This is a genomic window from Alicyclobacillus pomorum DSM 14955 (assembly GCF_000472905.1).
Lineage (GTDB): Bacteria > Bacillota > Bacilli > Alicyclobacillales > Alicyclobacillaceae > Alicyclobacillus_A > Alicyclobacillus_A pomorum.
The window spans coordinates 1-19,727 of the sequence record NZ_AXAR01000026.1; the positions used below are offsets into that span (position 1 = coordinate 1).

Annotated in this window: 17 protein-coding genes, 27 tRNA genes and 1 other annotated feature; of the genes, 8 read left to right on the forward strand and 36 right to left on the reverse strand. The window is 51.1% G+C overall.

The window, feature by feature from the left end:
- Positions 1-40: 40 nt before the first annotated feature.
- The 28 genes from YWK_RS21660 to YWK_RS0117015 all read right to left on the reverse strand — a co-directional run bounded on the left by YWK_RS21660 (position 41) and on the right by YWK_RS0117015 (position 3,141).
- Entirely contained in the window at positions 41-319 is a 279-nt protein-coding gene (locus YWK_RS21660) for a hypothetical protein (RefSeq protein WP_026965725.1), read from the reverse strand.
- 199 nt (positions 320-518) lie between these two features.
- A tRNA-Ile gene (locus tag YWK_RS0116885) sits at positions 519-595 on the reverse strand.
- A 15-nt stretch (positions 596-610) separates the two neighbouring features.
- Positions 611-697 (reverse strand) — tRNA-Leu (locus YWK_RS0116890).
- A gap of 20 nt (positions 698-717) precedes the next feature.
- Positions 718-794: transfer RNA gene (locus YWK_RS0116895), tRNA-Asp, on the reverse strand.
- An 80-nt stretch (positions 795-874) separates the two neighbouring features.
- A tRNA-Pro gene (locus YWK_RS0116900) sits at positions 875-951 on the reverse strand.
- A tRNA-Arg gene (locus tag YWK_RS0116905) sits at positions 952-1,028 on the reverse strand.
- A 25-nt stretch (positions 1,029-1,053) separates the two neighbouring features.
- Positions 1,054-1,128, reverse strand: a tRNA-Gln gene (locus YWK_RS0116910).
- Between the two features lie 84 nt (positions 1,129-1,212).
- A tRNA-Arg gene (locus YWK_RS0116915) sits at positions 1,213-1,289 on the reverse strand.
- Between the two features lie 25 nt (positions 1,290-1,314).
- Positions 1,315-1,389: transfer RNA gene (locus YWK_RS0116920), tRNA-Gln, on the reverse strand.
- Positions 1,390-1,397: 8 nt separating this feature from the next.
- Positions 1,398-1,473 (reverse strand) — tRNA-His (locus YWK_RS0116925).
- Between the two features lie 70 nt (positions 1,474-1,543).
- Positions 1,544-1,619, reverse strand: a tRNA-Thr gene (locus YWK_RS0116930).
- Positions 1,620-1,621: 2 nt separating this feature from the next.
- A tRNA-Thr gene (locus YWK_RS0116935) sits at positions 1,622-1,696 on the reverse strand.
- 10 nt (positions 1,697-1,706) lie between these two features.
- Positions 1,707-1,783 (reverse strand) — tRNA-Met (locus YWK_RS0116940).
- Between the two features lie 7 nt (positions 1,784-1,790).
- Positions 1,791-1,882 (reverse strand) — tRNA-Ser (locus YWK_RS0116945).
- A 3-nt stretch (positions 1,883-1,885) separates the two neighbouring features.
- Positions 1,886-1,960: transfer RNA gene (locus YWK_RS0116950), tRNA-Val, on the reverse strand.
- A 3-nt stretch (positions 1,961-1,963) separates the two neighbouring features.
- Positions 1,964-2,040: transfer RNA gene (locus YWK_RS0116955), tRNA-Pro, on the reverse strand.
- 15 nt (positions 2,041-2,055) lie between these two features.
- A tRNA-Gly gene (locus YWK_RS0116960) sits at positions 2,056-2,130 on the reverse strand.
- Positions 2,131-2,158: 28 nt separating this feature from the next.
- A tRNA-Phe gene (locus YWK_RS0116965) sits at positions 2,159-2,234 on the reverse strand.
- 9 nt (positions 2,235-2,243) lie between these two features.
- Positions 2,244-2,319 (reverse strand) — tRNA-Val (locus YWK_RS0116970).
- 30 nt (positions 2,320-2,349) lie between these two features.
- Positions 2,350-2,424: transfer RNA gene (locus YWK_RS0116975), tRNA-Glu, on the reverse strand.
- An 8-nt stretch (positions 2,425-2,432) separates the two neighbouring features.
- Positions 2,433-2,508: transfer RNA gene (locus YWK_RS0116980), tRNA-Thr, on the reverse strand.
- A 2-nt stretch (positions 2,509-2,510) separates the two neighbouring features.
- Positions 2,511-2,585: transfer RNA gene (locus YWK_RS0116985), tRNA-Asn, on the reverse strand.
- Between the two features lie 38 nt (positions 2,586-2,623).
- Positions 2,624-2,699, reverse strand: a tRNA-Ala gene (locus tag YWK_RS0116990).
- Between the two features lie 7 nt (positions 2,700-2,706).
- Positions 2,707-2,789, reverse strand: a tRNA-Leu gene (locus YWK_RS0116995).
- A 2-nt stretch (positions 2,790-2,791) separates the two neighbouring features.
- Positions 2,792-2,867, reverse strand: a tRNA-Lys gene (locus YWK_RS0117000).
- 6 nt (positions 2,868-2,873) lie between these two features.
- A tRNA-Gly gene (locus tag YWK_RS0117005) sits at positions 2,874-2,947 on the reverse strand.
- A 5-nt stretch (positions 2,948-2,952) separates the two neighbouring features.
- Positions 2,953-3,028, reverse strand: a tRNA-Arg gene (locus YWK_RS0117010).
- 30 nt (positions 3,029-3,058) lie between these two features.
- Positions 3,059-3,141 (reverse strand) — tRNA-Leu (locus YWK_RS0117015).
- Positions 3,142-3,451: 310 nt separating this feature from the next.
- Here YWK_RS0117015 and YWK_RS22735 point away from each other — a divergent pair.
- Together YWK_RS22735 and YWK_RS0117025 are read left to right on the forward strand one after the other, a co-directional pair.
- Positions 3,452-3,583 carry a hypothetical protein gene (locus YWK_RS22735; protein ID WP_281172267.1) on the forward strand — a complete coding sequence of 44 codons (132 nt, stop codon included), beginning with the start codon at positions 3,452-3,454 and terminating at the stop codon, positions 3,581-3,583.
- A 104-nt stretch (positions 3,584-3,687) separates the two neighbouring features.
- Complete coding sequence (locus YWK_RS0117025; RefSeq protein ID WP_026965726.1) at positions 3,688-4,524, forward strand: SDH family Clp fold serine proteinase; 837 nt, start codon at positions 3,688-3,690, stop codon at positions 4,522-4,524.
- Positions 4,525-4,729: 205 nt separating this feature from the next.
- Here the strand turns inward: YWK_RS0117025 and YWK_RS0117030 are convergent, their stop codons facing one another.
- The 3 genes from YWK_RS0117030 to YWK_RS0117040 form a co-directional block, all read right to left on the reverse strand.
- Entirely contained in the window at positions 4,730-5,284 is a 555-nt protein-coding gene (locus tag YWK_RS0117030; protein WP_026965727.1) for a hypothetical protein, read from the reverse strand.
- A gap of 306 nt (positions 5,285-5,590) precedes the next feature.
- Positions 5,591-7,120: a glutamate/gamma-aminobutyrate family transporter YjeM gene (gene yjeM, locus YWK_RS0117035; protein WP_026965728.1), complete on the reverse strand. Its 1,530-nt coding sequence runs from the start codon at positions 7,118-7,120 to the stop codon at positions 5,591-5,593.
- A gap of 364 nt (positions 7,121-7,484) precedes the next feature.
- Complete coding sequence (locus YWK_RS0117040; protein WP_026965729.1) at positions 7,485-7,700, reverse strand: hypothetical protein; 216 nt, start codon at positions 7,698-7,700, stop codon at positions 7,485-7,487.
- Between the two features lie 331 nt (positions 7,701-8,031).
- On the opposite strand from YWK_RS0117040, the gene YWK_RS20530 reads away from it, so the two are divergent.
- Positions 8,032-9,111 carry an ATP-binding protein gene (locus YWK_RS20530; RefSeq protein ID WP_051375713.1) on the forward strand — a complete coding sequence of 360 codons (1,080 nt, stop codon included), beginning with the start codon at positions 8,032-8,034 and terminating at the stop codon, positions 9,109-9,111.
- Positions 9,112-9,243: 132 nt separating this feature from the next.
- On the opposite strand, the gene YWK_RS0117050 is transcribed toward YWK_RS20530, so the two are convergent.
- Positions 9,244-9,933 carry a response regulator gene (locus YWK_RS0117050; protein ID WP_026965730.1) on the reverse strand — a complete coding sequence of 230 codons (690 nt, stop codon included), beginning with the start codon at positions 9,931-9,933 and terminating at the stop codon, positions 9,244-9,246.
- Between the two features lie 357 nt (positions 9,934-10,290).
- Between YWK_RS0117050 and YWK_RS20535 the strand changes: the two genes are divergently transcribed.
- The gene (locus YWK_RS20535) at positions 10,291-11,313 is read left to right on the forward strand and encodes a metallophosphoesterase family protein (RefSeq protein WP_051375714.1); all 1,023 of its coding nucleotides are present in this window, start codon (positions 10,291-10,293) and stop codon (positions 11,311-11,313) included.
- On the opposite strand, the gene YWK_RS20540 is transcribed toward YWK_RS20535, so the two are convergent.
- From YWK_RS20540 to YWK_RS20550, 3 genes are all read right to left on the reverse strand, one after another.
- Positions 11,310-12,044, reverse strand: coding sequence for a polysaccharide deacetylase family protein (locus YWK_RS20540; protein ID WP_051375715.1), 735 nt, complete (start codon positions 12,042-12,044; stop codon positions 11,310-11,312). The genes YWK_RS20535 and YWK_RS20540 overlap by 4 nt on opposite strands.
- A 42-nt stretch (positions 12,045-12,086) precedes the next feature.
- Entirely contained in the window at positions 12,087-13,307 is a 1,221-nt protein-coding gene (locus YWK_RS20545; RefSeq protein ID WP_051375716.1) for an MGDG synthase family glycosyltransferase, read from the reverse strand.
- Between the two features lie 119 nt (positions 13,308-13,426).
- Positions 13,427-14,827 (reverse strand): hypothetical protein, encoded by a 1,401-nt coding sequence (locus YWK_RS20550; RefSeq protein ID WP_084453828.1) that lies wholly within the window; start codon positions 14,825-14,827, stop codon positions 13,427-13,429.
- 413 nt (positions 14,828-15,240) lie between these two features.
- Positions 15,241-15,491 (forward strand) — a binding site (T-box leader).
- Between the two features lie 74 nt (positions 15,492-15,565).
- Here YWK_RS20550 and proB point away from each other — a divergent pair.
- The 3 genes from proB to YWK_RS22020 are packed head-to-tail and all read left to right on the forward strand — an operon-like array spanning position 15,566 to position 18,206.
- Entirely contained in the window at positions 15,566-16,702 is a 1,137-nt protein-coding gene (gene proB, locus YWK_RS20555; RefSeq protein ID WP_035467399.1) for a glutamate 5-kinase, read from the forward strand.
- A gap of 11 nt (positions 16,703-16,713) precedes the next feature.
- On the forward strand, positions 16,714-18,009 hold the full coding sequence (locus tag YWK_RS0117080; RefSeq protein WP_026965731.1) for a glutamate-5-semialdehyde dehydrogenase: 1,296 nt from the start codon (positions 16,714-16,716) through the stop codon (positions 18,007-18,009).
- A 56-nt stretch (positions 18,010-18,065) separates the two neighbouring features.
- Positions 18,066-18,206, forward strand: a complete 141-nt coding sequence (locus tag YWK_RS22020; RefSeq protein WP_156909202.1) for a transposase — start codon at positions 18,066-18,068, stop codon at positions 18,204-18,206.
- A gap of 24 nt (positions 18,207-18,230) precedes the next feature.
- Here YWK_RS22020 and YWK_RS0117085 read toward each other — a convergent pair whose 3' ends face one another.
- Positions 18,231-19,121, reverse strand: a complete 891-nt coding sequence (locus YWK_RS0117085) for a cation diffusion facilitator family transporter (protein ID WP_026965732.1) — start codon at positions 19,119-19,121, stop codon at positions 18,231-18,233.
- A 441-nt stretch (positions 19,122-19,562) separates the two neighbouring features.
- On the opposite strand from YWK_RS0117085, the gene YWK_RS22590 reads away from it, so the two are divergent.
- Positions 19,563-19,727: transposase (locus tag YWK_RS22590; protein ID WP_483756933.1), on the forward strand; the 165-nt coding region annotated here is incomplete at its 3' end.

Here is a 19,727-nt window from a genome sequence, read left to right on the forward strand (position 1 = left end):
TTGGAGCTTTGACCGGAGTCTCCGCCCCGAGACAGCTCAACTATGTTACCACATTCCACTCATTCAAGTAAAGCGGAAATGTTTGGTTTTGCTGCCCTGCCGCTTCACTTGTTCTTGAAGCGACGTCGAGCAATATATCACGAATCTCTCTTGGAGATCCACCGGAAATTGTTTCCGGCATGGTCGCTGTCGACTTTAGAAACGCTGATGTGACGCGGTTTGTTGCTTCATTTTTCATCACCGCCGCAGCGGCGACGTCGAATAATATATCACGGTTCGAAACGAGGATCAACAGGAAATCGTTTCTATCTATCTGCACGCATTCCGCGTCAACCAATGCGGTAGCGCAGGGTGTCGTCGTGGCGTACTCGCCCCTGCAACGTTTGGGCTTGTCCTGCCGTGGTTCAATCCCAGAAGGCGGATGGAATCCTCTGCGCAGCGCAGCAGTTCGCCGAGTGCCCTGCCACCGCGTATCTAGGCGCGCGCAAAACAAAAACCCCGCATAGCGGGGTTTGACATGGTGGGCCTAAGAGGACTCGAACCTCTGACCTCACGATTATCAGTCGTGCGCTCTAGCCAGCTGAGCTATAGGCCCATGATATGATGAAGTTGGTGCGGTCGAGAGGACTTGAACCTCCACGAGCTTGCGCCCACAAGAACCTGAATCTTGCGCGTCTGCCAATTCCGCCACGACCGCATATTCAAATTTCCATTCAATGGCGGAGCTGACGGGATTCGAACCCGCGATCTCCTGCGTGACAGGCAGGCATGTTAGGCCTCTACACCACAGCTCCAGCATAATATGTTGACCCACGCAGGCAAGGAGAGACAGGACATCCCGCCATCTCAGCAACTACGTGGGCACTGTACCCACTGGTCGGAGCAGCGGGATTTGAACCCACGACCTCCTGCTCCCAAGGCAGGCGCGCTACCAAGCTGCGCTATGCTCCGTGGCGTGCCCGGAGAGATTCGAACTCCCGACCTCTTGATTCGTAGTCAAGCACTCTATCCAGCTGAGCTACGGGCACATATGTAGGATCCAAAGGACCGAATTGGCTGGGGAGGAAGGGATCGAACCTTCGCATGACGGAGTCAAAGTCCGTTGCCTTACCGCTTGGCTACTCCCCACCAACATCAGGGGTGAGTCGTGGCATTGAACCCATGACTTCCTGCCCCCAAGGCAAGCGCGCGACCAAGCCACGCGATGCTCCATGGCGTGCCCGGAGAGATTCGAACTCCCGACCTCTTGATTCGTAGTCAAGCACTCTATCCAGCTGAGCTACGGGCACATATGTAGGATCCAAAGGACCGAATTGGCTGGGGAGGAAGGGATCGAACCTTCGCATGACGGAGTCAAAGTCCGTTGCCTTACCGCTTGGCTACTCCCCATCAAGATATGGGGTGAGTAGTGGGAATCGAACCCACGAGTGCCGGAACCACAATCCGGTGCGTTAACCACTTCGCCATACTCACCATGTAAAGAGCTTCATATAAACCGTCGATTCAATTCACGCCTTGCCCCATTGATCCGTAAGCGGCGCGATGGAGCCAGCGACAGGAATCGAACCCGCGACCTACTGATTACAAGTCAGTTGCTCTACCTACTGAGCTACGCTGGCACTGGAGCCACCTGTCGGATTCGAACCGACGACCTGCTCATTACGAGTGAGCCGCTCTACCCCTGAGCCAAGGTGGCACGGTGCAGTTGGTAGCGGCGAGTGGACTCGAACCACCGACACCACGGGTATGAACCGTGTGCTCTTACCAGCTGAGCTACGCCGCCACTCAGATGGCGGAGAGAAAGGGATTCGAACCCTTGAGACGCGATGAGCGCCTACACGATTTCCAATCGTGCTCCTTCGACCAACTCGGACATCTCTCCAGATGGTGCGGTTAATAGGAATCGAACCTATGACCCCCACCGTGTCAAGGTGGTGCTCTCCCTCTGAGCTATAACCGCCAATGGTCGGAATGCCGGGATTTGAACCCGGGACCTCTACCTCCCCAAGGTAGCGCGCTACCAGGCTGCGCCACATCCCGAGTGTATGAAACACATGGAGCGGAAGACGGGATTCGAACCCGCGACCCTCGCCTTGGCAAGGCGATGCTCTACCCCTGAGCCACTTCCGCAGACAGGAGTAACTCGCCACGAGTTACTTGGTGGCTCGGGACGGAATCGAACCGCCGACACGAGGATTTTCAGTCCTCTGCTCTACCGACTGAGCTACCGAGCCAGTTGGACTTGGTGGGCGTTGACGGGCTCGAACCGCCGACCCCCTGCTTGTAAGGCAGATGCTCTCCCAACTGAGCTAAACGCCCAACTTGCCTCGTGACGAAGCACGAGGGATATGGTGACCCCAAGGGGATTCGAACCCCTGTTACCGCCGTGAAAGGGCGGTGTCTTAACCACTTGACCATGGGGCCATCATCAGTGGAGCTCCCAATCGGATTTGAACCGATGACCTCATCCTTACCATGGATGCGCTCTGCCGACTGAGCTATGGGAGCGCTGGCTCCCCGAGTAGGATTCGAACCTACGACCCTCCGGTTAACAGCCGGATGCTCTACCGCTGAGCTATCGAGGAACAACGGTCAAACGCCGCCTTACATCAGCCTTGACCTATGGTGGAGGTAGACGGATTCGAACCGACGACCCCCTGCTTGCAAGGCAGGTGCTCTCCCAACTGAGCTATACCCCCAAGATGCTGGTGCCGGAGGCCGGACTCGAACCGGCACGGTTTCCCGCACGATTTTGAGTCGTGTGCGTCTGCCAATTCCGCCACTCCGGCACTGGTGAGCCATGGTGGACTCGAACCACCGACACCCTGATTAAAAGTCAGGTGCTCTGCCAACTGAGCTAATGGCTCATGGAATGGAGCGGGTGATGGGAATCGAACCCACGCTACCAGCTTGGAAGGCTGGAGTTCTACCATTGAACTACACCCGCATGCATGGCGTGTCCGGAGGGTTTCGAACCCCCGACTTCTAGCTCCGGAGGCTAGCGCTCTATCCACTGAGCTACGGACACAATGATTGCATGGAGCAACGCTCAGCCAAATGGTGTCGAAGGCGGGACTTGAACCCGCACGGTTACCCACACGCCCCTCAAACGTGCGCGTCTGCCAATTCCGCCACTTCGACAAGACATAACTTTTCAGCGTCGTCGTCCATAACCCCTATGACACTGAGCATTCTCTGGCATAACCTCAAGCGCACATGAATTGAAAAGCGCAGGAAGGATAATAGCACGACAGGCGATGAAAAATCAACTGTAGAAAATGGAAAAAGGTATATTTCCTTATATTTCATGTCAAAGAGCAAAGGGCGCTGCAACCGACTCGAGATGGCGTTCACCACGAGGAATAAAGATCCCGGAGTGGCAAACTGAATAAAAGCCCGTTGTGTGAGGGAACAATTTGTCGTGTCAAATCACCTATGGGAGGCCAGAGCCATGAAAAACAAGCTGCCCGAAAATCAACCCAGCGAAATCGAACGAGTTGATAGACCCGAAATCGAAATTGAAGTGCCACACCCGGACAGTTCAAATACCACTGACGGGACAGACGGTCGTTCTACGCGGTGAATGAATAAGAGCACAGTGATGACTCGAAGTGAATACAATCACAGGTCCTGCGGATTTCCACGAACATGGAGGTGCGCAGTTTGACCTTAAGGTGTGAGTGAACCATGTGGTTTTGGATCATCTTCTTCATCTGGTCCCTCATTCCCGTCTGGCGTCAATATTGGATTCACTCACAACGCATCCGATCCATTCGTCGATTGGAGCGTCGGCGGCGTACGAGGGTCATTACGTTGATTCATCGACAGGAGACTATCAGTTTTCTTGGAATTCCCTTGAGGAACTACATATCCGTTGAAGACTCCGAACAGATTCTCCGCGCTATTCGGTTAACGCCTGATTCCATGCCAATTGACTTGATTTTACACACCCCAGGAGGCTTGGTGCTTGCCTCGGAGCAGATTGCAAACGCGTTACGTCGCCATCCTGCAAAAGTCACCGTGTTTGTTCCCCATTACGCAATGTCCGGTGGAACCATGATTGCGCTCTCCGCGGATGAAATCGCCGTTGACGAACATGCCGTTTTGGGCCCGGTAGATCCGCAGCTCGGTCAGTACCCAGCAGCCTCCCTCTTGGAGGTTGTGGAGCACAAACCGATTGAGCACGTGAAGGATGAGACGTTGATCTTGATTGACATGGCACGCAAGGCCATGAAACAAGTGGAGTTATTCTTGGAATATCTCCTCCGTGACAAGATGGACTCGGTCCAAGCACGAGAGCTGGCACATGTGCTGTCTTCCGGTCGTTGGACGCACGACTATCCCATCACGGCGGAACAATTAGAAGGATTCGGCTTGCCCATTCGGGTAGGACTTCCCGGTGAGGTGTATGAACTGATGGAACTTTATCCTCAACCTTCCCAACGGCGTCCGAGCGTTCAGTATATTCCCACCCCGTATGACGGTCGTTCGGAACGTGAGCCGCGGGAAGACAAGTGGCGATAGCGTCTCATCGAGAGCCACCCGCTCCTTTTCTCACTACCTGAGACTGTACGTACAGAACAGGACACAGAAAAAGAGATTTGCCGATTCGCCACATTGACGCATCAGCAAATCTCCTTCTCCCCTTCTGACTGATTTCTGCAAAATCACACCATGAGCGGGCTGGCCGCGGAACCCCGATGCGGAATGGCTCGGCCTGTCCAAAAACTTAACGACCCTGCCGCGCCGTAGGTCCCCACGGTGCATAACCAAGTTCCCCTGCCACTGCACGCTGTTTCGTGAGACCTACTTGCTGTGCATACTTGTTTACAATGTCAATCACGTCTAGGTGATGCAACTGCCCTAATGTCGCCGAGGCTTCATTTCTCAGTTTGGGTTTGATGGGATAGAGCGTAACCGGCTGAATCGTACCTTGTTTGACAGGAACCTCAAAAACCACATTCTCATTGTGGCCATTTGCCACACAAATTGCAGTGACAACGCCAATGTCCTTGAACCGAGGATCCAGTGGCACAGTAACGCGCGTTGACCATGTACCTTCGTTGTTAGTTAAACCGGTGCCCAGAAGGCGTCCGTTTTGACCCACCACAATCACTCGAGCATTCGATAATGGTTTGAAATCTACCGCGGATACAAGTCGAAATTGCACAGTATCCGTAATCGTCCTTTGCTGGGCAAACGCTTCATTAGTGTGTGAAAATCCCGTCACCAGTACTGCGAAGCAAAGCCAAGCAGAAAGAATCACAAGTCCGATCCTACGCAACTCAGTCCCACCTCACACGTCATTGTATCGTCATCACAGGCTTGATTATCCCCTGGAATGATACGGGCGATTCATGTGTCCTATGTTTAGGGTCACAGCTTCGTTCAAGGATTAAGTCATAATATTCAGATTTTATTTGGGATAACTCGCGTGTCTCTGCGAAAAAACGGGCGAAACAACCGTTTCGCCCTAAACCTTAGCACCGTGTGTAGGAAAATACCCATGCGCGTAGAACCTGTGCAACAANATCCCGAACATGCGCGTTTCAACTTTTGTTCGAAAGCGTAGTACCAGTCGAAAAATCCCTTATGAAACCTGGCGCTTCGCCTTTGCCGAATCGGCCTGAACCTTACGGTCGTACCGCTGGTACAGGAGCAGGGCAACAACGGCGAAAATCACCGGGCCCACAATCATCCAAATGGTGGACGACCAATCTCCCGTGATGGCAGGCTGGACGATGGTAAACAAGTTCGCAAACCCAACTGTCAAGGTCACTACAACGGTCGCAATCCACGCAGACCCCATGCTCTTGAATACTTCAAACGGTTTCGGGATGGACGTCTTTTTCTTAAACGCGACAAACGCACTTGCCAAGAACATGTAAGGCAACGTCATGGCAACATTCGTCATCAACGCTAGGTAATTGAAGAACGTGGAAACCCCTTCACCACCGAAAGCCAATAGTACAATCAGAAGCAACACAACAAGGCACTGCACCCAAAGAGCATTTTTGGGTACGCCGTCGGTGATTTTTCCCAATTTTCCAGGCCATAGCTCTGTCGGTGTACCTTCAATCAACTGTTTTAACGGGGCATATCCAAGAGTGACAAAGCCGCCCACCAAGGCGAGGAACATGGACAGACCCACCAGCCGGGCCACCCAGGCCCCTACCATCAGAGAAGCCTGTTGCCCAAGACCCAGGCCTAGCCCAATTTGATATCCCAAATTCTGCATCACAACATACCCTACGTTCCCGAGGTTGACCTTGTCGGAACCCAGAACACTGTGCCAATTGGTGAAGATACCAATCAGAAAAATACCCAAAGAATAGGCAACGGCAATGATGATGGCGGCAACGGTAATGGCCTTCGGCATCGTCCGTTCAGGCTTGTCCGTCTGGTCGACCAACCCGCCGACGACTTCTATACCGCCATAAGCGAAGATGGCAAATACGACGAACGAGAGCACGCCGATGGGCGTCTGATAACCAGCTTTCGGGGAATGGAAGAAGGTCTGAACAGACGTAATCGGCTGAGCCAGATGTCCCCCGTTGGCGATGAGGACGATGACCGCACCCACGAGCAGTACGACGTTCAGCAGGGCGACAGCAGTACCTCCCACGGAAGCCACCCATGAAACCTGTTTGATGCCTTTTGTGACAACGAACGTCACCAAAAGCATCCACAACACTGCCAATATACCCAGGCTTTGCGTGGCGCTAAGCCCAAAAATCGACCACGATCCGGTAGTGTCAGTTCCGAAAATCGTATTGGACAAAGGAATCCAGATGGCGGAAGACACGTTCACCATCCAAATGACATTTGATGCATACCACATAAAGGTGACAACAAAAGCAAATCTAGGCCCTACCGACTTCTCCATCCAGGAGTATATTCCGCCTTTTTCCGACCGAAAACTGGCGCCGTATTCCCCCATCATCAACGCGTAAAGAATGAAGAAAGTGATACCGGAGATGATGTACCAGGGAATCGCACTGTACCCCATCAGGAAAAAGGCCCTCGGCATATTGGTGAACCCGAACACCGAAGTAAAAATCATTAGAATGACAGGAACGAATGTCAACTTTTTGGTAACGCTTTCACGGTTAGTTTCCATAAGATTCCCCTTTATTCGCCTTCGCTGGCCTCCGCAAAAACAGATATACTGGCTGAAGCTCGTATCGGACTCCATGACACCGCAAGGCTTGTGTCGCGACACATGGCCGATTGTATCCCATTTTCCGCACTCCCAGTCCCTGTTGGATGCCTCACTGGCGTGATGAATTGGACATCTAGGTGTAAGTGCCTAGACTGTCCCGAAGGACAGATTCAAATGTAACACGGATTTTACAATTTTACAATATACAACAAAATGTAAATAAGAACATTTAAAAAAATTAATATAGAACAGGCGGACTGGGATCCTTCTTCATATCCTCACCTTCGCGGAACAATGGCCGACGTGTGGCAGGGCGGCTGTTTTAGACGACCGCCCTCTGTTTCAGCTCTCTTACAAAATCGGCCCACGTGTGAGAAGACAATGCAACAGCAATCAAGTGATGTACGGTGTCCGTGTCACTCAGCCTTTGGATGTATCCGTATACGGAATCCGGTACGAGCCCATAACGGCCGGCTAGAATCGCAATCAAATCGTCTTTCAGCAGTTCCAGGTCATCCACTTGTTCCAGTGTCCACATATCTCGCACCTCCGCGCGGGAAATCTCAACATCACTGACGTGTTCATTATGTTTGACAAAAGGGAACACGAGAATCCACTGGATGGCTCATTTTGACATAGTCGAGATGGACCATCTGGATCCGACACAAAGACGAGCGTGGTTGTCACTGCAAAACAACATGCAATGGCGATGTAGTGATTACAAAGGCGCTCGCGACACGGAATCTTGAATTGGACGACGGTCCATTCCTCCGTATATACTTCCACTGGGAAATTGAATACTATGGCGATGACCATGTCCCACGGCACGCCCATTTTGTGCTTTGCAATCCAAAGGGAGAGTGTCCCCGATGCTAAACGAAGCCCTGAAAAACTTAGAGTCTGCATTAAAAGAACTCATCGATATTAATGAGGCATTAGACGAAACCTTAATCGTGGCCGTAACCGACCAACGTGGCACCATCACATTTGCAAATAAAAAGTTCTGCGAAATCTCCAAGTACAGTAAAGAGGAACTGCTTGGGCAGAATCATCGAATCATTAACTCGGGATACCATTCCAAAGAATTCTTCCGACAGATGTGGAGGACCATTGCGAATGGCCGCATCTGGCGTGGAGAGATCTGTAACAAGGCCAAGGACGGAACATTGTACTGGGTAGACACAACCATTGTTCCTTGCTTGAACGAGAAAGGTAAACCGTACCAATACGTGTCATTTCGAATTGACATCACGGATCGGAAGCGAGCAGAGGAATATCTTCGCAGGAATGACAAGGTAGAGGCTGTTGCCCACTTAGCTGCCGGAATCGCACATGAGATCCGCAATCCGTTGGCGGCAATCAAGATGGGAATCCAGGCACTGCAAGTGGACAACGCAGGGAATCAACAGTTACTGGACACCATGTTGGCTGAACTGGATAGAGTCGATTCCATCGTCGGTGAGTTCTTGTATCTGTCCAAACCACAAGAAACGATTTTTCGCGACAGTGATATTCGGACCGTGCTCGAAGTGACCGTGGCTCTGATGAGCATCTCCGCGAGACAATCCGGTGTCCAAATCCACCTTCACTGCGACGAACCCGTCCCGACTGTTCGCTGTGCAGTGAATCAGCTAAAACAAGTCTTCATCAACGTCTTGAAAAACGCGATTGAGTCCATGCCTACTGGTGGAAACATCGACGTAGATCTATTGAACTCGGGTGATGACCATGTTCTGGTACGCTTTACCGACCAAGGATGTGGCATCCCCCAAGAAGACCTCGCTCACATTGGAGAACCGTTCTATACAACCAAAGAGAAGGGCACTGGGCTGGGTCTGGTGGTCTCTCACAAGATTATCGAAGATCATGGCGGGAAAATGTGGATAAAGAGTAAGGTTGGCGAGGGCACTGTCGTGGAGATTCTGTTACCCTGTTCAGGCGCCGTGTAATACATACCAACACAATGCGTAGCCGCGGCAAGTTGAACCACGGCAGAAGCCACCATGTGACACTGAAGATCCCCTTCCAACGATGTGAAGGGGATCTCTTCATGTCGGTGGCCAAGTGGTACTGCCTCCTCATCACGAATCCTTATCCTTTGTCCTGTCCATCACGAATCCTTCCCGGACAGCGTACGCTGCGGCCTGAACGCGATTTGCGAGGTGCAGTTTTTCGAGGATACTCCGAACATGGTTCCGGACAGTATTCTCGCTGATGAACAACGCCTTTGCAATTTCACGGTTGCTTGCGCCCGTACTGAGGTGTCGCAACACCTCCACCTCGCGCTCAGTCAACTGGTCAACGACGGGAGTCCCTTTCCCTTCTGCGGGTCTTGAGAATTCAGTGATGATGCGCATGGCCAAGTTTCCGGGGATGACAGGTTCCCCCGCGCTCACCCGTTTCACACTGTCTATGAGCAAGGCTGGCGTCGCGTTCTTTAACACGTACCCAGAAGCGCCAGACTTAATCGCCTCGAACAACATCTCCTCTGTATCGGTGACCGTTAATATGAGAATTCGGATGTCGGGGTGCTCCGCTTTGATTTGTCGGGTCGCTCTTAATCCGTCGCACACCGGCATGTTGATATCCATCAGCACAACATCTGGACGATATTCTCTCGCTTTCTGCACTGCCACCCGACCGTTTTCGGCTTCTGCAACCACTTCCACATCATCTTCACGAGACAGAATGGAGCTGACACCCTGGCGAAACAGTTCGTGATCGTCCACGACCATCACACGAATGGACGAGCCACTGGCTTTTTCACTCATGTGAAATCTCTCTCCTTGCATTCAGTCGATAACTGCAATCTTGTACCATCTTACCCCATACGTGCAGCCTCCGAAACGACCATCCTGACCATACACAGATGGTCTGTCCGGACTATCCGATAGCCCCGTTCAGGATGTACGAATGCGAGAAACGAGATATTCCCCGCGCACGCGCATAGAACGTATCCGTTGCATCAGACTGTAGGGTAATGCTGACAGCCCTTTAGTCCGTGGCGTTGTTGAAACGTAAGCCCGAGTCAACGACGATAGCTTTTCTGTTCCACTCGCACGCTGTCCTGCATGCACCTGGTACCTACGTGGCTGCAGTCAATGAACCCAGCACAGAGGAGGGATACGGTGAAACGTGTATCAAAATTGCTGTGTTTGTGCACGATTCCATTGTTTATTTCCAATATGACTGGGGAAGCGAGTGCAGACGCACATCCCGTAAATCGTGCAATCAACGGTAGACCTGAGTTGAGTTTTAGTGTAGTGAGCGATGTTCACTTACGTGCGGGAAAGAATGATAGGGGACACCCGTATCATGATTACGTAGCGGAAACCAAACTTGTGGCGGCTCTCCAAGACCTCCATCGCATCAATGCAAACGCAGATGCGTTCGTTATCGATGGAGATCTCACAGTGACAGGGATGCAAACAGACTATGACAGTTTAAAAAATGTCCTACAGAAATCGCCTCACCCCAAAAACACGTTGTTTGCTATAGGAAACCATGAATTTCACTCGGCGTTCCGCAACAAGCGGGGACTGTTCAGCATGAAAACATTTCCGAATGGGGTAACAAAAAAACAATGCATTGATCTTTTCCTGAAAAACACAGGTATGCCAGGTGTTTATTATGACAAATGGATCAAGGGGTACCACTTTATCGTATTGGGTTCCGAGCCGTCTGGTACCATCAATATCCATACCTACGATCGCGCAGCTCTTTCACTGCGTCAGTTACAGTGGCTGGATGAACGATTGAGATTCAGCCCATCCAACAAACCCGTTTTCGTATTTCTACATCAACCCATCGCTCATACCGTAGCGGGAAGCAGTCAAAACTATATTGTTCACTCCGACAAGCTTCGACAAGTGCTGAACAAGTACCCACAGGTGATCTTCTTCTCAGGACACAGCCATTGGACATTGAAAAATCAACCGAGGACCATGTACCGAGACAAATTCACGATGTTTAACGTTTCATCCGTTCGGAACCCCATTACTCCGCATGTAAAACTGGCAGGAGATAGTGAGGGACTGTATGTGCAAGTGTACAGCCATAAAGTCGTGGTCATGGCCAGGGATTTCACGCACAAGTCATGGATAGGTCAATATACAGTGACAAATTCCACACCGCACCCGGCACAGCACTAATCGCGTTTCAGATTCGAATAGTTGAGTAATTCCGATACTGTAACAAATTCATATCCCCGCTCCTGCAATATGGGAATAATCCGTTTCACTGACTCCACCGTTTGTTTACGATTTCCACCCTGATCATGGAATAAGATGATGTCCCCGTTATGCACTCGCGAAGTGACCTGATTCACAATGCGCTCTACACCTGGATCTGCCCAATCGTGAGAATCAATACTCCATAGCACAACAGCGTAGTCCTTTTTTCGTGCTGTGCGAAGGAGCGTGCGGTCAACCCGCCCGAACGGCGGCCGAAATACACGCGGCTGCCTGTACCCCAAAACGGTCTCCACCGCATTTTGCGTACTGTCTAATTCCGTTTCCGTTGTTGTTTCTCGTTTGCGCGTCATGATGGTGTGACTGTATGAATGATTCGCGACTTCGTCATCGTTGTAAAAAAGTTGTCTCACCAAAGACGGATACCTTTCAACACGAGATCCAATGACAAAAAATGTTGCCTTGGCGTGGTACTGGTTGAGTATATGTAAGATTTTCGGCGTAAACTCCGCGCTGGGGCCGTCATCGAACGTGAGTGCAACCACTTTTTGTCCAAGGGGAACTTTCCTAATCACCTGAGGAGAGTAGCTGTCTGAGTGAACATTTTGCGCACACGCGGTGACATTGAATGAAAAGAACATGAATAATGTCAGACCGCTGATGTATGTTACAGTTTGCCGACGAACACGCATGCTTTCACCTACAACGCATTGAGTTTCCGTTACGTTGCCCTCTTATCGGACTTCGCATGCACTGTCGGTATACTGTTGCAAACCCACCCCACCCCAACGTTGGATATAACTTTGCTGACAGACCACCGTCTTCATGGAATTACTCGCTCCTTCTGGGTTCAGGAGAAGTTCCGCCACGCGAACAGACGCGTTGAGAAAGTCACGGCCTGCCATTCGAGCGTGAACCCCCATTTCTTTATCGCTCCGCGCAACCATTTCGGCGATAACTCTTTGGATATCTGTAGAAGAATCAAACAACTGTGCAAAGCCCTTTGCCACAGCATAACAAGCATTTGCATGTTCTTGTCCAGGAATGGGCCGAAACAACAACATGGGGAGCCCCAAACTGGCTGCTTCCGTGATTGTGAGTCCTCCAGCCTTGGTGACGAGGACATCTGCCATGGCCATCCATTGTTCAATGTCGCACCGATACCCCAACACGCGTACATGGTTTGATTCCAAATCGCGAAGCTTCTTGTACAACTTCCGATTTTGTCCGCAGACAATGACAAATTGAGCATCCACCGTACGTATGATGCTCTCCCACACTTTCGCTTTTCCTATAATTCCTTCTCCACCCCCCATGATGAGAATCAAGGGCTTGTCCGGATCCATACCGCTCTTGAGTCGTAATTGGCGCCTGCGCACAGGTTTATCGCGAATTTCTAGTATTTCGTTGAACACTTTGCGAATGGGTAGGCCAGTTACACATATTTTGTGAGCTGGAACCCCCTTGCGTTCCAGTTCAATTCGGACGTCATCACTCGCGACGCAGTAGAGGTCAATGTTTTGATGGACCCAATGTCCATGCGCAGTGTAATCTGTAATCACAACCACATTTCGAACGGTCGACATCCCTCGCGCACGCAATTCTGATACAATGCCTGCGGAAGTTGGAAACGTGTTGCAAATCACATCAGGGCGGAATGACTCAAGAATCGACAATACTTTCCTTTTGCCCAAGCGAAATAATTGTCTCTCGACAAACGACTTTGACCGACTTGTTGCCAAGAAGCCGTAAAACACGCCGTATATCCACGGAACTTTCTTCATCACCTGTAGGAAGAGAAATATCACTATCCAACGAAATGCAGGATGAAAGAGTTCTACTAAATCGACTTCCTTCACCACTGCCCCTTGCTCTTGCAATCTTTCTTTCACAGCTTTGCATGCCTGGTTGTGCCCGCTGCCAAAGGACGCTGTAAAGAGTAGTACTCTGGGCATTCTCCGCTGCCCCCCTAACCCGTTTCACAAGATGATTTGCCGGTCCACATGGTGTCCCCAAACAGAACCCCCTTGCGAATACAAGGGGGAAACAATCTGTATCCATGATTGAAACAGTTTTAGTAAACGCCAGGTTCCGTCTCTGCATAATTCGTTGTGTCCACAGGGAACCACTTCACGGCAACACTCGGGTGAACTCCATCGCTTCGGTTCTCCTGTACGAGACTGTTCGGGATTGGATGGTCTCCAATTTCAATGACAGTTCGTGCAGGGTTTGAGGTGTAAAAGGTCAGTCCGCGTATTTCGTTCATACTTGGAATGTGAGCACCGAGGACCGGATCTAAAATTTCACGGATGTGAATGTACGCTTTGCCCCCATGATAGGTCACGTCGTACGAGACGTATTGCTGCGTAACGTTGTATTGGAGCAATCGACTTGTCCGTGTGACCAGGATTCTACCATCGTGATATTCCGTGGCTAACAATCTGAGTGCATTGACCGCACTCTGACCCAGCACCCCTGGATAAGGTGTTCCGCATAAGTGTTGTGCCACGACGGAGTATTCGTGTAGTCTCTCCAACTCATGTAGATTCGCCGGGTTCAGTTGGCTCGCGAGTTTGTACGGCGTCCAATTCCACTGTGGAACTCCCTTGCCGTTGTAGCCGGAGTTCGTATATCGCCAAAATCCCCACACGTGTCGCCCATCTGGCAATGTCAACGGGTAGATCACCGACTTCATGCCGATTTTGCTACTCGACATGTCAGCCCATACAAACTTCACACCATACGGAATTGTCCAGTTGGTGTGGTAGTATTTCGACCAAGGATTTGCACCTTGTTGGTATGAATAGAACGGTTCTTCGCCATACGCGCCGAAGTTATCAACGTTGGATCTGTTCCCGTGATCCGTCCAAACCGTGATATTGTCTCCATTTGCATTGAGCGCGTCGATGGCCTGCTTGGCCAATTGACGTCTGAACAATGTTTTGTTTTGATCCACTTGGCTGAAGTCACCGTATGTGTGCATGGTGTCAATCCAACCTACGTGAATATAGTGATTAATGACACTCGCAGCATAGGGCTGATCAGTCACACCTTTAAAGTACGATAACTCATCGGACATGGGTTCGTGATTGATGTCAACATACCCAGGCTCATTGGTTCCGTTATACATAAAAAATGAGTCGGCAAAATCAAGTCCGAGACCACGGCCAAGAGGGGTCATCTGGGTCGTATTGATAAACTCATGAACCAAGTTGAACTTACGGAGTGTTTCGCTGTCCGCATCTGACGAAATCGCCAACATGGCCTGATACGGATAAGGAAACTTGCGCATTCCGTATACTACAGGCGCTTGACCTGTATCATAGACACCATTCTCCGTTCCGACCGAACCCACGGGCACTTCGGATGCTCCGTTCGGTCCTTTGGCTTTTTCAGTGACCGTTGTAACCTTTGGTTTCGCACTATTTAGCGGTGCCTTTGGCTGGGTCGCACACGCTGACAATAAGGAAGACATTCCAACAATAACCGGGAGTATTCGTAGTAACCTTGGCGTCTTCACCCTTTCAACCTCCCTGGGAAGGTGCAGGGTGATCCCTGCATCCACCTTCTCCTTGATGCCAAGATATAAATGTAGAAACAGTCAACCATCCCTGCACCTTCATGTTGTCGTTGTCAACCTAGGACGTCCTCGTGCATGATGGCTTCATTTCACTTCTTCTACTGAGTACTTTGAATGTACCGCGTAAATCTTAGAGTTTGATTAACGTGAGATGGGGGTTCGATGAGGTTTGGAGAAAGGTTAGGAGAAAAATGTATGAAAAGGGCGAGGTACTTGCTCCTGTGCTTCGCCTGGATTTGTGACTTGACATACTCCCCTGAACGGTGTATACATCCTTTAACAAGTCTGTCTTTCATACTGACTCATATCGTTGCGCGATGATGGAGAGAGTAGACGTACGAATCCGCAAAGAGAGCGAAGGCCGTCGGCTGAAAGCCTTCGACGGTGCAGTACGTTGAACCCGCCTCCTGAGTGTTCCGTGAAAAGCGGAACGGCACCGACCGTTACCCGGCATGAGTGGATACGTACGCAGGTTCATGGTGGATTGACCGGAATCCAGCGATACCTGGGAACGTATCAAAGAAGGTGGTACCGCGAAATTCACCCTTTCGTCCTTCTCGGATGAAAGGGTTTTTTGTGCTTCACACTGGATTGTCCCATTGTTTTCGATGCTTTTCCGAAGGAGATGGAACTGTGAAAGCGCACCGTGTCGTTGTCAAAGTGGGTTCGAGCAGCTTGACAGGCGATGGGGGTCGCATATCTGTTACTAAGATGACTGCCTTGGTTAGGCAAGTGGCTCGCCTACATCAAGAACTGAACGGCCAGGTTGTACTCGTGTCCTCCGGTGCCATCGCTGCAGGCATTGGCAAATTGGGATGGGATAGGGCAACGTGTACCATGCCCGAAAAGCAAGCCGCCGCAGCGGTTGGGCAACAACTGCTGATGAGCACCTACGAACGACTCTTCGCGGAGGAAGGCATAGAGATTGGCCAAATGCTCCTGACGCGCTCGGACATTGAAGATAGGAAACGATTTCTGCACATCCGCAACACCATGACGACCCTGTTGCACCACGGAATCTTGCCCATCGTGAATGAAAACGACACTGTCGCGGTGGATGAAATCCGGTTCGGTGACAATGACACACTCGGCAGTCTGGTCGCTCTTGTGGCTGAGGCCGACCAACTCATCCTGCTCACGGATATTGATGGAATCTACTCTTCCAATCCAAAACACAATCCAAACGCGCAAAAAATTGAGGATGTGTGGACAATCACAGACGAGCTGGAACGCGTCGCCGGCTCTTCCGAAAGTACCGTCGGAACTGGCGGCATGCGGACGAAAGTCGCCGCCGCAAAAATCGCAGTACAGTCCGGCATTGACGTCATCGTAGCCGCCAGCTACACCGAGAATGTCCTCTTGCGGGTGCTCAACGGTGAGCGTGTAGGTACTATGTTTCACGCGCTGCCGGACCATCCTTCCGCAAAAAAGTCCTGGATTGCGTTTGGTTCCCAGGCAAAAGGCCGTGTGTTCATCGACGCTGGCGCAGCGAAGGCACTCTCCAAGCAATCTGGCAGCTTGCTCATGCCTGGTGTGATTCATGTGGAAGGTGATTTTCCAGAAGCCTCCATCGTCGAGTTGATAGCGCCAGACGGACATGTCCTCGGTCGTGGCATCGTGAATTTTTCCGCACGAGATTTGAGTCTCTTGTTGCAGCGCCGACAATTTGGAGAATCGGTTCACCCGGATTCGGAGGTCGTGCACCGCAATAACATGATGGTGTTTCCCCTACAGAGCAAATCCGCTAGGCCATCACAAAAAAGTATGTGATTCAAGGAGGATTGACGGTGGGTATTCAGACAGACCTGAAACAAGACGTGTTGAATCAGCTTCGTCGAGCCAGAGCAGTGGTTGGTAGCCTGTCGCAACTTTCAACGGATCAGAAGAATCTAGCGTTACAGCACATGTCCGACGCTTTATGGTCATCTCGCGAACGAATCTTGGCGGCGAACCAAGCGGATGTGGCTGACGCTTTGGCAGCCGGTCAAAGCGACACGCGGATAGACCGATTGAAGCTGGACGAAACTCGGATTCAATCCATGATGACAGGATTGATGCAGATATCCAAATTGCCGGATCCGGTTGGTGAGCGCATCGATTCGACTACACTCCCAAACGGACTGAACGTGGAAAAAGTACGAGTGCCGCTTGGAGTCATCGCAATCGTCTACGAATCTCGGCCCAACGTCACAGTTGACGCGGCAGCACTTGCGTTAAAATCAGGGAATGTCGCTGTACTGCGCGGCGGGAAAGAGGCACGGAAATCCAATCAGGCCCTGGTCGACGCACTGCGAGACGGTTTGCGGCGCAGCAACGTACCTGAAGACGCCATTCAATTGATACAACGAGAAGAACGCGAGGCTGTCGACTTTCTGATTCAGGCAACCGGGTTGGTGGATGTCGCGATTCCGCGAGGCGGATCCGGGCTCATTCAGCGTGTTGTTGAACAAGCGCGCGTACCAGTGATTGAAACCGGGGTGGGAAATTGCCATGTGTACGTTGACGCAAGGGCCGATGCCACCAAAGCGACGCACATTGTTCTGAACGCGAAGACACAGCGTCCGTCCGTCTGTAACGCGGCCGAAACGTTGTTGGTCCATCAAGGGATGGCGGAATCGTGGTTACCGCACATGCTGGTGGAATTACAGCAGATGGGAGTGGAAATTCGCGGATGTGAACAGACGCGGTTATACGCCCTGAAGGCGGGCCTGGATGAAAGCTCGGTTCAGCCTGCAACAGAAGAGGACTGGGCCACTGAATTTTTGGCGCCCATTCTGGCGGTGAAAGTCGTTGCAAACGTCGACGAGGCCATCGACCATATTCACCGCTACGGCACACTCCATTCAGAAGCCATCGTCACCGAGGATGCGGTGGTTGCAGAGCAATTCTTGTCCCAAGTCGATGCTGCAGTGGTATACCACAATGCTTCCACCCGGTTCACGGACGGATTTGAGTTCGGTTTTGGAGCCGAAATTGGCATCTCAACCCAGAAAATCCATGCACGTGGTCCAATGGGTTTGCGTGAACTGACGAGTTATAAATATATCGTCCGAGGAAACGGTCAAGTGCGGGAATAAGGGATAGTGGTGTTCATCCAAGTTCTGGCTGACGGTGCTCAACGAGTCCAAGATCTATCGTTCACAAGATCCGCAATTCGCTCAAATATGTATCCCACAAGCACGATAAGGCTGTCGCTGCAGGGCTGAAGCTCGTTTATCGAGCCAGCACCAAGGCGGCGGCCAGAGCTAAGTTGGAGCGATTTGCGCAAACTTAGGCATTGACGTACCCGATAGTCATATTATTGTTCACCATAAAATGGATTTAGGTGAACAAGCACTTCTTTGACATCCGGGTGAGCATTCATTATCGTGAATTTAACTTCGCGGATAATATCGTGGCCTTCCTGGATGGACTTCTCGCCCTGCACCGAAGCACGAACATCAACCAAGATGTAGTGCCCCAGTTTGCGAGCCCGCAGTCGGTCTACCCGCTCAATGCCCGAAACGGACTTGGCAAGCTCAATATAGGAACTCAACAGCTCCGGATCAACGTTCCGTTCCATGAGTGCATCGATAGCACTGCTACCCATTGTGTACGAGGTACAAAGGATGAGAAGGCCAACGCAAAAGCCAGCAATGGGGTCGGCATATGTAAGTAAGGGAACATGCGTAACACGTCCTAGTAATGAGCCTCCAACGCCGAACACTGCCGCCCACGAACCCCATATATCAGAACGATGGTCTTGTGCCAAAGCCATGAGGGCCGGACTGTTCAGTGAGTCAGCGAGTCGCTTTGTGTAGCGATATAATGCCTCTTTGATGACGAGAGAAATGATGCCGATGTAGAGTGCTGTCTGTCCTAACCCATGTGGCGGGAGGAAAAGCCCCTGTGTGGATGAGTAGACAATATACCCCCCTGCCATAAACAGCACAAGCGATACGAGGGACGCTGCAAGATCCTCTGCCTTCCCGTGCCCGTACGGATGACTGTCATCCGCCGGCCGATAAGCAATGGTCACAGCACTTAACGCTGCAATGGACGCCAGGATGTCGATGGCAGAGTGAATTCCGTCCGCAAATAGCGCTTTACTGCCAGCCCAAAGTCCAACTCCAACCTTAACTATGGTTAAAAAGATGTTTGCAGCGATACTCACCCAGCTAGCAATTTTTGCTTGTTTATCGCTTGTCATCGTCGTACCCCTTCACCCGGATTGTCATTGGTCGACTGAAAAAATTTTTCCCGTGGGAAACAAAAACCCTCCAGGAATTCTGGAGGGTGACTACTACGTTCGTTTTGAGTTTTGAGTTCGGTAGTTCCCAATCAAACGAAACACATCCCATTGTCAGTCACCAGCCCATCATACTGCCAGATGACTGGGAGATCAACACCTGTATTGGACAAACAAAAAAGCGCCCTGATCAACGGTTAGCGGTAAAAACAGATGCCGTGCTCGGCAGACTGCGCCTGCGCGCGGGACGACAGGTTCTCTCCACTGCCACCTTCATCACAAATAAAAAAGACCCCTCTCGGGAGAGCACTGCAAAACGAATACAGTAATTGTAAAGAACACCCCCAGTACAGTCTTGGTGCTGGGGGTGTTGTATAATTTTAAGAAAAAAGGAAGGCTCGGATGCTCCACTCGTCGAAGCAAACAAAATTGTCGTTTCACGCAGAACTGTATAATTTAGTCCCCAAGGATCACCTGCTTCGAAAAATTCATCAAGCGGTGGATTTTTCGTTTATCCACGATCTCGTTAAAGCCTCGTACTGCGAATATTACGGTCGGCCAGCAACG

Coding starts and splice junctions, on each gene's coding strand:
- YWK_RS22735 (WP_281172267.1), top strand. CDS start 3,452: ATGAAAAACAAGCTGCCCGAAAATCAACCCAGCGAAATCGAACGAGTT.
- YWK_RS0117025 (WP_026965726.1), top strand. CDS start 3,688: ATGTGGTTTTGGATCATCTTCTTCATCTGGTCCCTCATTCCCGTCTGG.
- yjeM (WP_026965728.1), bottom strand. CDS start 7,120: ATGGAAACTAACCGTGAAAGCGTTACCAAAAAGTTGACATTCGTTCCT.
- YWK_RS0117040 (WP_026965729.1), bottom strand. CDS start 7,700: ATGTGGACACTGGAACAAGTGGATGACCTGGAACTGCTGAAAGACGAT.
- YWK_RS20530 (WP_051375713.1), top strand. CDS start 8,032: ATGCTAAACGAAGCCCTGAAAAACTTAGAGTCTGCATTAAAAGAACTC.
- YWK_RS0117050 (WP_026965730.1), bottom strand. CDS start 9,933: ATGAGTGAAAAAGCCAGTGGCTCGTCCATTCGTGTGATGGTCGTGGAC.
- YWK_RS20540 (WP_051375715.1), bottom strand. CDS start 12,044: ATGCGTGTTCGTCGGCAAACTGTAACATACATCAGCGGTCTGACATTA.
- YWK_RS20545 (WP_051375716.1), bottom strand. CDS start 13,307: ATGCCCAGAGTACTACTCTTTACAGCGTCCTTTGGCAGCGGGCACAAC.
- YWK_RS20550 (WP_084453828.1), bottom strand. CDS start 14,827: ATGTCTTCCTTATTGTCAGCGTGTGCGACCCAGCCAAAGGCACCGCTA.
- YWK_RS0117085 (WP_026965732.1), bottom strand. CDS start 19,121: ATGACAAGCGATAAACAAGCAAAAATTGCTAGCTGGGTGAGTATCGCT.